This window comes from Winogradskyella ouciana (assembly GCF_965284585.1).
Classification (GTDB): domain Bacteria; phylum Bacteroidota; class Bacteroidia; order Flavobacteriales; family Flavobacteriaceae; genus Winogradskyella; species Winogradskyella ouciana.
On the sequence record NZ_OZ260095.1, the window covers coordinates 421,181 to 433,443 of the forward strand.

At 35.9% G+C, this 12,263-nt stretch carries 12 protein-coding genes; 9 read left to right on the forward strand and 3 right to left on the reverse strand.

Annotated elements, in window-relative coordinates; genetic code table 11:
• Positions 1–33 precede the first annotated feature (33 nt).
• From miaB to ACQ65V_RS01920, 9 genes are all read left to right on the forward strand, one after another.
• Positions 34–1,482: a tRNA (N6-isopentenyl adenosine(37)-C2)-methylthiotransferase MiaB gene (gene miaB, locus ACQ65V_RS01880; protein WP_273288909.1), complete on the forward strand. Its 1,449-nt coding sequence runs from the start codon at positions 34–36 to the stop codon at positions 1,480–1,482.
• Positions 1,483–1,498: 16 nt separating this feature from the next.
• On the forward strand, positions 1,499–2,434 hold the full coding sequence (locus ACQ65V_RS01885) for a hypothetical protein (RefSeq protein ID WP_430466665.1): 936 nt from the start codon (positions 1,499–1,501) through the stop codon (positions 2,432–2,434).
• Positions 2,435–2,436: 2 nt separating this feature from the next.
• Positions 2,437–3,702: a sigma-54 interaction domain-containing protein gene (locus ACQ65V_RS01890; protein WP_155088474.1), complete on the forward strand. Its 1,266-nt coding sequence runs from the start codon at positions 2,437–2,439 to the stop codon at positions 3,700–3,702.
• Positions 3,703–3,784: 82 nt separating this feature from the next.
• Positions 3,785–4,285: an LptE family protein gene (locus tag ACQ65V_RS01895; RefSeq protein WP_430466666.1), complete on the forward strand. Its 501-nt coding sequence runs from the start codon at positions 3,785–3,787 to the stop codon at positions 4,283–4,285.
• Between the two features lie 3 nt (positions 4,286–4,288).
• Complete coding sequence (locus ACQ65V_RS01900) at positions 4,289–5,212, forward strand: hypothetical protein (protein WP_430466667.1); 924 nt, start codon at positions 4,289–4,291, stop codon at positions 5,210–5,212.
• A gap of 1 nt (position 5,213) precedes the next feature.
• Positions 5,214–5,558, forward strand: a complete 345-nt coding sequence (gene secG / locus ACQ65V_RS01905; RefSeq protein WP_273288801.1) for a preprotein translocase subunit SecG — start codon at positions 5,214–5,216, stop codon at positions 5,556–5,558.
• A gap of 174 nt (positions 5,559–5,732) precedes the next feature.
• A complete protein-coding gene (locus ACQ65V_RS01910) occupies positions 5,733–6,008 on the forward strand; it encodes a co-chaperone GroES (protein WP_155088470.1) in 276 nt (91 codons plus the stop codon).
• 159 nt (positions 6,009–6,167) lie between these two features.
• Positions 6,168–7,799, forward strand: coding sequence for a chaperonin GroEL (gene groL / locus ACQ65V_RS01915; RefSeq protein ID WP_430466668.1), 1,632 nt, complete (start codon positions 6,168–6,170; stop codon positions 7,797–7,799).
• A 501-nt stretch (positions 7,800–8,300) separates the two neighbouring features.
• On the forward strand, positions 8,301–8,939 hold the full coding sequence (locus ACQ65V_RS01920; protein ID WP_430466669.1) for a DUF6090 family protein: 639 nt from the start codon (positions 8,301–8,303) through the stop codon (positions 8,937–8,939).
• A gap of 32 nt (positions 8,940–8,971) precedes the next feature.
• Here ACQ65V_RS01920 and ACQ65V_RS01925 read toward each other — a convergent pair whose 3' ends face one another.
• From ACQ65V_RS01925 to ACQ65V_RS01935, 3 genes are all read right to left on the reverse strand, one after another.
• Positions 8,972–9,346, reverse strand: a complete 375-nt coding sequence (locus ACQ65V_RS01925) for a heavy-metal-associated domain-containing protein (protein ID WP_273288797.1) — start codon at positions 9,344–9,346, stop codon at positions 8,972–8,974.
• Positions 9,347–9,481: 135 nt separating this feature from the next.
• Entirely contained in the window at positions 9,482–11,719 is a 2,238-nt protein-coding gene (locus ACQ65V_RS01930; protein ID WP_430466670.1) for a TonB-dependent receptor, read from the reverse strand.
• A gap of 85 nt (positions 11,720–11,804) precedes the next feature.
• Positions 11,805–12,218 (reverse strand): HYC_CC_PP family protein, encoded by a 414-nt coding sequence (locus ACQ65V_RS01935; protein ID WP_430466671.1) that lies wholly within the window; start codon positions 12,216–12,218, stop codon positions 11,805–11,807.
• Positions 12,219–12,263 lie beyond the last annotated feature (45 nt).

Here is a 12,263-nt window from a genome sequence, read left to right on the forward strand (position 1 = left end):
AACATTAGAGATTCCGGATATACGGGAATAGATATGGAAAAGATAATAGACGAGAACAAACAAGGTGAATCCCTAGTTTTAGACCAAAAAGAAGGTAATAACAAGAAACTCTTTATTGAGAGTTATGGCTGCCAGATGAATTTTAGTGACAGTGAAATTGTAGCTTCTATATTATCTAAACAAGGTTTTAATACCACCCAAAATCTAGAAGATGCCGATTTGGTATTGGTCAATACTTGTTCTATCAGAGATAAAGCTGAGCAAACTGTTAGAAAGCGCCTTCAGAAATATAATAGAGTAAAGATGAAGACCAACCCTAAAATGAAGGTTGGTGTTTTGGGTTGTATGGCAGAGCGTCTAAAAACTAAATTTTTAGAAGAAGAAAAAATTGTTGACTTAGTCGTTGGACCAGATGCATACAAAGATTTACCAAATTTACTTGCAGAGGTAGATGAAGGTAGAGATGCCATAAATGTTATTCTCTCTAAAGAAGAAACCTATGGAGATATTGCTCCTGTACGTTTAAACAGTAATGGAGTTACAGCCCTCGTATCTATTACACGTGGTTGTGATAATATGTGTACCTTCTGCGTAGTGCCTTTTACAAGAGGTAGAGAACGCAGTAGAGATCCGCAAAGTATTATTGAAGAAGTGAACGATTTATGGTCTAAAGGTTACAAGGAAGTTACACTTCTAGGGCAAAACGTAGATAGTTACCTATGGTATGGTGGTGGATTGAAGAAAGACTTTGAAAAGGCTTCTGAATTGCAAAAAGCTACTGCTGTAAGATTTGCCAAACTATTAGAGCTTTGTGCTAAGGCGCAGCCAAAAATGCGTTTCCGTTTTTCTACGTCTAACCCTCAAGATATGACATTAGATGTTATCGAAACTATGGCAGCTCACGAAAATATTTGTAACTACGTTCACTTGCCAGTACAAAGCGGAAGCAACCGTATCTTAAAGGAGATGAATCGTTTACATACACGCGAAGAGTATTTTGAACTTATCGATAACATCCGTCGCATTATACCAGATGTTGGCATAAGTCAGGATATGATTGCTGGTTTCCCTACTGAAACGGAGGAAGATCATCAAGATACACTGAGCTTAATGGAATATGTAAAGTATGACTATGGTTTTATGTTTGCCTATTCAGAACGCCCAGGAACACTTGCTGGCCGTAAAATGGAAGACGATGTTCCTGCAGACGTAAAGCAAAGACGCTTAAGTGAAATACATACGTTGCAACGCCAACATAGTTTATACAGGATACAGAAACACGTTGGTAAGACCGAAGAATTTTTAATAGAAAAGTCTTCTAAAAAATCAGATAAGCACTGGGCTGGAAGAAATAGCCAAAATATGATGGCTGTTTTTCCAAAGGAACATTACAAACCAGGTGATTTTGTCAACGTGAAAATTACGGATTGCACTAGCGCTACACTTATAGGTGAAGCTGTTGGTTATTCAAAAAACAACTAATCAAACCAATCATTTAATGAAAAAATTACTATTACTATTACTGACCTTATCTCTAGTTACAGCTTGTGAAAACGAACCTCTTGATTCAGGATTAACAGGGCAGGACGGTAGTGACGATGGTGGAGATGACGGAAGCGAAAGCAGTGATTTAACACTTTCACTTTATGAATTAGACACAGATTTGAGTGTTAATTTCCTCGGGTTGTCAATTCAAACCCTAACCAATTCAGACATAAATATCTCCAATGACAAAATAGTATCGTCTACCACTAGCGTATCTGTTGAGGGTTCTCCGTCTGAAACTGAAAACCAAAGTTTTACTCGAAATGCTTCTGGTCAAATTACCAGCAATATTTCTGTAAATTCTGAGGGCCAAACTACTAATGAGTATATTATCTCCTACTCTGATGGTTCGGTATCGCAAATCACTTATGATTATTATGAAGATGACTTTGATGATTACGTTTATAATTTCACTTACGATGGCAATGCCATTACTAGAACAGAAGTAGGCTCAAGTATTTCAACGGTTTTTACATTAGATGGTTTCGGTCGTGTTATAAAAAAAGAATCCTTTGATGGCACGTTTTTAATACAGACGGAATCTTTAACATATACAGGTACTGGCAACATAAACACTAGTACTGCTTCTGGAGAATTTGATAGTAATAATTCATACGATTTTGATGATAATACCAATCCGCTGCAAGTAGTTTATAACGACAACTATTTATTGAACTTTCTTACCGATGATTATTCAGATGAGATTGGTCCTTTAGTTGCTCAGTTCCACTCATCTAATAATTGGAATGGTGCTACCTTCAGTGGAGAAACTTTTACATTCGATTTGGAGTATAACACCTCAGGTAGAATTACAAGCCGCGATATCGTTTATGATTTTGGAGAAGATCTTATGGTAGAAATTAACGAAAGATTTACTTACGTCAATTAAAAATGGAATCCGTACAAGCCATAAAACAACGCTTCGGTATTATAGGAAACGACCCTAAACTCAACCGTGCCATAGAAAAAGCCATACAAGTTGCGCCAACCGATATTTCGGTATTGGTCACAGGTGAGAGTGGTGTCGGTAAAGAGAGCGTACCTAAGATTATTCATCAGCTTTCGCATCGCAAACACGGCAAATACATTGCTGTGAACTGTGGAGCCATACCAGAGGGCACTATTGACAGTGAACTTTTTGGTCATGAAAAAGGCGCTTTTACAGGTGCTACCCAAACCCGTTCTGGTTATTTTGAAGTTGCCGATGGTGGTACCATATTTTTGGATGAAGTTGGCGAGTTACCATTGACTACTCAGGTTCGTTTGCTTCGTGTGCTGGAGAATGGAGAATTCATAAAAGTCGGCTCAAGTAAAGTCCAAAAAACCAATGTTAGAATTGTAGCTGCGACCAACGTCAATATGTTCGAAGCTATAAAAAAAGAAAGGTTTAGAGAAGACCTTTATTATCGTCTCAGCACTATTGAAATCAATTTACCTCCTCTGAGAGATAGAAAAGAAGACATACATTTATTGTTCAGAAAATTTGCCAGTGACTTTGCATTAAAATATAAAATGCCAACGGTAAAGCTGACCGATGATGCTATTGCTTTACTTTTAAAATACCGCTGGAATGGAAACATACGTCAACTACGTAATGTAGCAGAACAGGTCTCAGTTTTAGAACACAATCGCACCATAAACGCAACTACCCTCCAACATTATCTACCAAACACTGGCAGTAATTTACCTGCAGTTGTGAACAATTCTAAGTCCGAAAGTGACTTTAGCAGCGAACGCGAGATTTTGTACAAGGTTCTGTTTGATATGAAGAGTGATCTTAACGATCTTAAAAAGCTCACCATGGAGTTGATGAAGAATGGCAGCAACTCAGATGTGCAAAAAGAAAACGAACATCTTATTGAAAAGATTTACGGAGACGATAAAGATGAGGAGTTTGAAAATGCTGTAGAAGACCTAGAGGTTCTTACAATACCTGAACATGTCCAGGCAAAGGAAGATGAACCTGAACAAGTGGAAGACAAGTATCATTTCGCTGAGGAAATTGAAGAAGAAGAAACCTTATCTCTACAAGACAAGGAATTAGAACTCATCAAAAAATCATTGGAGCGCCACAATGGAAAGCGTAAATTGGCCGCAGCAGAATTAGGCATTAGTGAACGAACACTGTACAGAAAGATTAAGCAATACGATCTTTAAGAATTAATTATGAAGATTGTAGAAATATTTAAGGTTACTATTGCGTTTTCAGCAAACACCTTAAACCATTAAAAGCATTTAAATGAAATTAATAAAGGGCAGTATCTTACTTCTAATAGCTATCACATTAACAAATTGTGGCATATACTCTTTTACCGGACTTACAGAAACACCAGAAACGTTTCAGGTCAACTTCTTTCAGAATAATGCAGACTTGGTTGAACCTGGATTAGATATTCAATTTACAAATGCGCTTCAAGATATCATCCAAAACCAAACAAGTGCTCAATTAGTCAATTCTGGAGGTGAAGTTATTTACGAAGGTGAAATTATTGAGTATAGAATCGCACCGATGACTGCTACTGCTCAGAATACGGCAGCACAAAACCGACTGACTATTAGCATAAATGTTCGTTATTTTAATACCCAAGATTCCGAAAAGGATATGGAACAGCGTTTTTCATTTTTCTATGACTATGGCGCTAACGAACAATTGGTTGGCGGATTAAAAGATGAAGCCTTCGAAGTTATTTTTGAGCGTTTGACACAAGATATAATTAATGCTACTTTAGCAGATTGGTAAACTATGCAGCTCCAAGAACTCACATATCTTTTACAACATCCTGAAGCCATAACTGGCTATCAAACTGATATGCTTTCTTCAAAAATTAATGAGTACCCATACTTTCAACCCTTACGAGCTTTACATCTTAAAGGTCTAAAACAGAAAGAAAGCTATAAATACAATAACGCATTAAAAATTACGGCTGCTCATACAGCGGATCGCAGTGTTTTGTTTGATTATATTACGTCAGACGTATTTAATCAGAATGAGATTTCAAATCAAATCAAACAAAATTCTGAAAACATTAAGTCCATAGAGGTTAGTGAAGTTGATGATATTTCTGTTGACAAAAGCGTAATGATTGACGATGCCTTAAAAGAGCACATCAAGGCCACAGAAGGTGTACTCGACCCTAACTTATTTAAAGCTAAAAATAATCCTATATCAAAAACCGAAATCCAAAACATTGAAGACTCTGTCATTTCAATAGATGTAGATAATATTGCACCAGAGAAAAAACTTAACATAGGAAAGCCTCTTGAGTTCGACAAAAAAGAAAGTCACTCGTTTGCAGAATGGTTAAAAATTACAAGCTTTAAACCTATTGTAAGGGAAGAAACAAAAGATAACGACAATAGCAATTCTGAAAGCAAAAGCACTACACCATTAGAAGAAAAACTGGCTATCATAGACAAGTTTATCAATGAAAATCCTAAGATAAAACCGGTTGCCAGTAATGCGCCAAAACCTAAGTTGGTAAACAATGAAGCAGACGTTTCAGATAGCTTAATGACTGAAACCTTGGCACGGATTTACCTAGAGCAAAAAAACTATGATAAAGCCATTCAATCTTATAAAATTTTAAGTTTGAAATATCCAGAAAAAAGTAGTTTCTTTGCAGACCAAATAAAATTGGTAGAAGAATTAAAAGATAATACAATATAAAATGAGTCCATTTACAATATTTTTAATCCTTATCGTAATAGTAGCATTTCTATTAGTAGCAGTGATTATGGTTCAAAACCCAAAAGGTGGTGGTTTATCATCTTCATTTGGAGGCGGAGGCACACAACAATTAGGAGGTGTTAAGAAAACAGGTGATTTCTTAGATAAGAGTACTTGGTTTTTAGCCACTGTACTTATTCTATTGATTTTGGCTTCAAATTTAACATTGGATATAGGTGGTAGTGCAGAATCTACAGCTTTGGATGCAGATGAAGCCGTTGAAACACCATCTACATTACCAGCCTCAACAGAAGATGCTGTAAATTTAAATGATACCATACAATAGGAAAATAGTTTTCTGTTATATATAAGTTTAAAGCCAACTGTTACAGTTGGCTTTTTTTATTTCTATCTATTTAAAGACTAAATCTGAAACTTTGTCAGTCTCATTGCCTTGGCACAATTTTCGAAATACGCTTTAGCGTAAATTTTAATTAAACAACTAAAACATATTTAAAAAATGGCTTTAAACATTAAACCTTTAGCAGACCGAGTTCTAGTAGAACCTATGGAAGCTGAAACCAAAACAGCTTCTGGTATTATTATTCCAGATAATGCAAAAGAAAAACCGCAAAAGGGAACTGTTGTTGCTGTTGGCAACGGAAAAAAAGACGAACCTTTAACAGTTAAAGTTGGTGACACTGTACTTTATGGAAAATATGGTGGTACCGAACTTAAACTTGAAGGTAAGGACTATTTAATGATGCGCGAGAGCGATATATTGGCGATTATTTAAAAAGCCCAACCTAACCTTCCCAGAGGGAAGGAACTATTACTCTAAAATAAAAATTGAATTTCTACTGTCACATTGAGCGCAGTCGAAATGCAATAGAAAAACAAATTAAACACAAACAGATTCCCGTTTTCACGGGAACGCTAAAATTAAATTTTAACGATGGCAAAAGATATAAAATTCGATATTGAAGCACGCGACGGCATTAAACGTGGTGTCGACGCATTAGCAAACGCAGTAAAAGTAACCTTAGGGCCTAAAGGTCGTAACGTAATTATTGGTAAATCCTTTGGAGCACCACAAGTTACTAAAGATGGTGTTTCTGTAGCAAAAGAAATTGAGCTAGAGGACGAACTAGAGAATATGGGAGCACAGATGGTTAAGGAAGTAGCTTCTAAAACCAATGATTTAGCTGGTGATGGTACAACTACCGCAACCGTATTAGCTCAGGCAATTGTAAAAGAAGGTCTTAAGAACGTTGCAGCTGGTGCCAATCCAATGGACTTAAAACGTGGCATTGACAAAGCTGTTGAAGCTATTGTAAATGAATTAGACAAGCAGTCTAAAAAAGTAGGTAACGATTCTGATAAGATTAAGCAAGTTGCTGCAATTTCTGCAAACAACGACGATACCATTGGTGAACTTATCGCAAAAGCTTTTGGAAAAGTTGGTAAAGAAGGTGTTATCACTGTTGAAGAGGCAAAAGGATTGGATACTTATGTAGATGTGGTTGAAGGTATGCAGTTTGACAGAGGTTATTTATCTCCTTACTTCGTAACGGATTCTGATAAGATGATTGCCGATTTAGAGAATCCATATATCTTATTATTCGACAAGAAGATATCTAACTTACAGGAAATCCTTCCAATATTAGAGCCAGTAGCTCAATCTGGTCGTCCATTATTAATTATCGCAGAAGATGTAGAAGGACAGGCTTTAGCAACATTGGTTGTGAACAAATTACGTGGTGGATTGAAAATCGCTGCTGTAAAAGCACCAGGTTTTGGCGACAGGCGTAAAGCGATGTTAGAAGATATTGCTATTCTTACAGGTGGTGTTGTAATTTCTGAAGAAAGAGGCTTCTCTCTTGAAAATGCAGACTTGTCTATGTTAGGTACAGCAGAAACCGTAACTATTGACAAAGACAACACAACTATTGTAAACGGTGAAGGTAAAGCTGCAGATATCAAAGCACGTGTTAACCAAATTAAAGCTCAGATCGAAACTACAACGTCTGACTATGATAAGGAAAAACTTCAAGAGCGTTTGGCTAAATTAGCTGGTGGAGTTGCGGTACTATATGTTGGTGCTGCATCTGAAGTTGAAATGAAAGAAAAGAAAGACCGTGTTGATGATGCATTACACGCAACCAGAGCTGCCGTAGAAGAAGGTATCGTTGCTGGTGGTGGTGTGGCGTTTGTTCGCGCTAAGAAAGTATTAGAGAAATTATCTACTGAGAACTTAGACGAAACTACTGGTGTTCAAATCGTGAATAAAGCTATTGAAGCTCCATTACGCACAATTGTAGAAAATGCTGGCGGTGAAGGTTCTGTAGTCATCAACAAAGTGATGGAAGGTAAAAAAGACTTCGGTTACGATGCTAAGTCTGAAGAATATGTTGACATGCTTAAAGCTGGTATCATTGATCCTAAGAAAGTAACTCGTATCGCATTAGAAAATGCCGCATCTGTAGCTGGTATGATTCTAACAACTGAGTGTGCTTTAGTGGACATCAAAGAAGATGCGCCTGCTATGCCACCAATGGGTGGAGGCGGAATGCCAGGAATGATGTAGGCGGCGAATCGCCACAGATAATTTATTGACTTAGGTCAGTTATAAATTTAAAAGCCCTTGATGAAAATCGAGGGCTTTTGTTTTTATAGACCTCACAGGTTTTAAAAACCTGTGAGGTCTTGTATTTTAGTAAATCTATGCTTTTAACACAATATAAAACCACCTTTTTTAGAGGTGGTTTTTTTAATCTTTTCTTACTTGAATAAAAGGTTTATACGAAATAAACCTACCACAAATTACTTCTTCTTTGGAGAAGCCTGTGGAGTCTTCTTAGGCGCTTGTTTAGGCGCGGAAGGCTTACCTTTAGACTGTGTTTGTCCCATAACTTTATTGTTTTTAAAAGAACATATTAAAGGTAGATATAATGTGAATCCGTGATACTTTCATTGGGAATAATTTAACTAAAACCTATTAAGATTTTTTATTCGTTAGCTACCATAAGTTTTCACCGTTTGGATTTTATTGTCATAAATTTCATAGCTTTATAAAAACTAGCCAACTATGAAAAAAGGAGTGCGCTATGCCATAGGTGAGATTCTTATTGTTATTGTAGGAATTACCATAGCCTTTAGCATGAATAAATGTGCCGACGAAAAAAAAGACGATACTTTAAAACAACAATATCTAGAAAATATTAAAAACGATATTGAAGTTGACAAGAAGAATCTTGAATCCATTTCCCAATCCATAGGTATGAAAATTGGAGTCTTAAACGAAGTTTTGCCATTAATCAATACCGATAATCCAGAAAAGCGCTCTAAAATGAACAAAATCTACAGTGTTTTTACCTCGTCAGATTTTTTCCCAAAAGATGTCACTTACCAAACCATGATTAATTCTGGTGATTTTAAACTCATTGACGATTTTGATTTAAAAGCTGTCATAGAAACCCACTACTCCAATTATAAAATAATGCTCAAGGATTACGAACGCTTAGACATTATACACAAAGAGTACTTGGGTAAATATATGATAGACAATGCCGATTTTGATGCCATGAGACGCGGGCAATTTGGTTACAGCAACGAAAAACTGTTTAAAAACATCCTACAGAGCGTTAACGGAGCTTTAATGATTAAAAAAGCAGCAACCGAACGTGGTATTAAAAGTTGTGATAGTATTTTAACAATTTTAAAATAAAAATGCCTGAATTTAAATTCAGGCTTTATCTTTTAATTATCGTTTTTCTTCTTTTCCCCTTCGTGGTCTTTTACCACATCTTTATCGCGATACTTGCAACATGGATGTACAGATTCATAAGCTTCGTCAGTAGCTTTTATCTCTTTAGTGTCATGCCCAACTTCAGCTATCTTTTTAGAAATGGTCTTTAAGTCGGTTTTACGTTCATCGTAAATGAGTTTTAGCTCGTGTGTATCTACATTCCAAACCGCTGATTTTACACCTTTGGTTCTAATGGCTGCTTTTTCTATACGTTCTTTACACATCATACAGACACCATCGACTTCCATACTCGCCTTGGCATTTTTGTTTTGGGCGAAGGTTGCTGTTGTTACTAATAATGTGAAAATTAAAATTATTTTTTTCATTTTGTTTTGTTTATTATTGTTAAACCACCCCTAAAGTCCCCTCAAGGGGACAATCCTCGGTTTTAAATTATTTGTTTTAATTTAAAAGATTGCCGCGTAAATCGTTCCTCTTTCCTCGCAATGACGTTTCAATTGTTATTTCAATTTATACCGCAATCCTGCGTAATACATACTTCCAAAAATTGGACCATACACAAAATTACTATCAAAATTTGAATCAAACGGATTATCTGGACTAACAATTGGGTTCGGCTGACTAACATTAGTCACATTTTCTCCACCTACATATATTTCAAATTTTGGAGAAAACACTTTAGTAATCTGTAAATTTAATGTCCCAACTGTTGGTGTTTCATCAGGTAATTGAAATTCCATAGGACTTAAATCCGTATTTGTGTATCGCTGTTCACTCAACCAATTGTATGTGGCGTCAAATTTCCATTGGCTTCCGTTCTCCTTCTCATTCGTTTCATAAGATGCGTTGGCGAATAAACGGTGATCTGGAGTCAAAGGCTTCTGTAATTTACCAGAATTATAATCCGTTTTTACATCGTAATATTTATAAGCTGTCCTTAAATCAAAATTATCAAAGACATTATAATTAAATTCTAACTGAAAGCTATTGGCATAGCTATCGCCTTCCAAATTATAGAAATTAATTTCAAAAGGATTTTCCCAATCCACTACCACCTGATTTTGAAAATCGGTTCTGTAAAAATCGAAAGTGATATCCGCTTTTCTTCCAAATAAATTAAAGCCTTGCAAATAGCTAAATCCGTAGTTCCATGCAATTTCTGGGTCTAGACCATAAATTTTTCCACCCGAATTTAGAATATTGATTTGTCTTGAACTAGAGAACATATTCTGGTTTTCAGCAAAAATATTGGCGCTTCTTTTTCCTCTTCCCACAGATACCCTAAATGCTGATTTCTCCCAAGGTGTATATCTAATATGCAGTCTTGGCGTTACAAAAAAGCCCAATCTATTATGTTGATCGACTCGTAAACCTGCTGTTAAGGTCAACTTATCTAAATTATCGTAAGCATATTCAAAAAAAGCACCTACCGAATTCTCGGTTCGTTCAAACATATCGGTATTTACTACCTCGTCATAATGATCGTAGGTAAAACTCAATCCTGTTTTTACTTTATGGCGCGAATCTGAAATAATACTATTGTAAACCAAGTTAGAATAAAAACTATTGTGCTTTATATCGTATAAATTCAATCCAAAGTAAGACTCTTGCTTGTGATGACTAAAAGCAGTCTGAAACCCTAAACTTTGATAGGGAATTTCAGGATTTACATAGCCGAGTTTAGTTGTCACATCAATACGTTCGGTATTGATTTCGCTTCCCCAGAAATTGGTGGTTCCTTTATCTATATCTGGATTAAAATCCACTTGACCAGATTGTGTGTTATCATTAAGGTATCGCAGATTAATAAAACTCACCACTCCTTTTTCTCCATTGGTATATTGCCAACGGTTCATCACATTGATTTGCTCTTTTAACGGCACGTCTAAAAAAGAATCATCATTTTTATCGAACTTCTGATTTCTTAAATTTCCATGTAAGTATAAACCTGTACTCCATTTATCTGAAATCTTTTGATTAATGTGCGTATTCAACTCCAATCGACCATTGACACTACCATAAGCATTCACGAATAATTTATCGTCTGTTGTAGGTTTTACCAACTCTGCATTGATTTGGCCAGCAATGCTTTCGAATCCGTTAACTACACTTCCAGATCCTTTTGTAATCTGAATACTCTCTACCCAAGTCCCAGGAATAAAACTTAACCCATAGGCTTGAGACGCACCTCTAATTGCTGGTACATTCTCTGTAGTAATTAAAATGTATGGAGAATTTAATCCCAACATTTTAATCTGTCTAGTTCCTGAAACTGCATCCGCAAAATTGACATCAATAGACGGATTGGTCTCAAAACTTTCTGAGAGGTTACAGCAAGCCGCTTTTAACAATTCATCACTACTTACAAAAAGCGTATTTGTAGCTTTTAGATAAGATCTGGCCGTAGCTTTCTTGCGTGATGTTACGGTAACGGCATCCAATTCTTCAGATGCTTGTAAAACGTGCTTAATGTATTTGTTTTCAGTAACGGTTATGGTATCGGTTTTAAAACCGACATAACTTATCACCAATTTATTGAATGAGAATTTATACGGTAAGGAAAACGTTCCGTCTTCATTGGTAATCGCACCTACTGAAGAGCCCAACCAGTACACATTGGCACCTGGCAATGGACTTTCTTTCCCTGAGCTCGATTCTAAAACAATGCCTTTGAGCTGTTCTTGCCCTGAAATAATCAGTGATAAGAACAAGAAACATAATATTAAAAAATTTTTCATTTGCTTGATTTGTATGTATAACTAAAGTTTATTCCTACTGTCCCATTGAGCCCAGTAGAAATTCAGTAAGAAGGTTTATACAAAATCAAATAAGGTAAACTTCGTCAAGGACTTGTATATCCTTGATAAGTAATGGTTGTGAGTAATCCTTATGAGGGACTACAAGATTTGGTAAACTTTCAAGCAGATTAACATAAGAGTTAAAGTAAGAAAGGAGAAGTTGTTTTTGTATTTCGTCTAAATCCTCAAAAGAGGTTGTAGCTATTAGGTTAATACCATCTAGAACATCAATTTCGTCCTTACAACAAGATATCTTCGTGATTTTTTCTTGCTCTATTTCAAAAGCTTCCATAGCACATTTTTCAGTTTCTGTAAAAATGGCAACATCGATTAACACATCTCCACAGAAATGCTTCTCTATGGTCAATGACAATGTTGAAAACATTACCAAAAACGATAGTGCTACAGAAAAAATCTTATGTGATAGTAGAATTTTCACACTGCAAAAGTATAAAACTGAATGGATTTAAGGAGAAATTTATGA

Coding starts and splice junctions, on each gene's coding strand:
- ACQ65V_RS01900 (WP_430466667.1), top strand. CDS start 4,289: ATGCAGCTCCAAGAACTCACATATCTTTTACAACATCCTGAAGCCATA.
- ACQ65V_RS01910 (WP_155088470.1), top strand. CDS start 5,733: ATGGCTTTAAACATTAAACCTTTAGCAGACCGAGTTCTAGTAGAACCT.
- ACQ65V_RS01890 (WP_155088474.1), top strand. CDS start 2,437: ATGGAATCCGTACAAGCCATAAAACAACGCTTCGGTATTATAGGAAAC.
- ACQ65V_RS01920 (WP_430466669.1), top strand. CDS start 8,301: ATGAAAAAAGGAGTGCGCTATGCCATAGGTGAGATTCTTATTGTTATT.
- groL (WP_430466668.1), top strand. CDS start 6,168: ATGGCAAAAGATATAAAATTCGATATTGAAGCACGCGACGGCATTAAA.
- ACQ65V_RS01925 (WP_273288797.1), bottom strand. CDS start 9,346: ATGAAAAAAATAATTTTAATTTTCACATTATTAGTAACAACAGCAACC.
- ACQ65V_RS01930 (WP_430466670.1), bottom strand. CDS start 11,719: ATGAAAAATTTTTTAATATTATGTTTCTTGTTCTTATCACTGATTATT.
- secG (WP_273288801.1), top strand. CDS start 5,214: ATGAGTCCATTTACAATATTTTTAATCCTTATCGTAATAGTAGCATTT.
- miaB (WP_273288909.1), top strand. CDS start 34: ATGGAAAAGATAATAGACGAGAACAAACAAGGTGAATCCCTAGTTTTA.
- ACQ65V_RS01895 (WP_430466666.1), top strand. CDS start 3,785: ATGAAATTAATAAAGGGCAGTATCTTACTTCTAATAGCTATCACATTA.
- ACQ65V_RS01885 (WP_430466665.1), top strand. CDS start 1,499: ATGAAAAAATTACTATTACTATTACTGACCTTATCTCTAGTTACAGCT.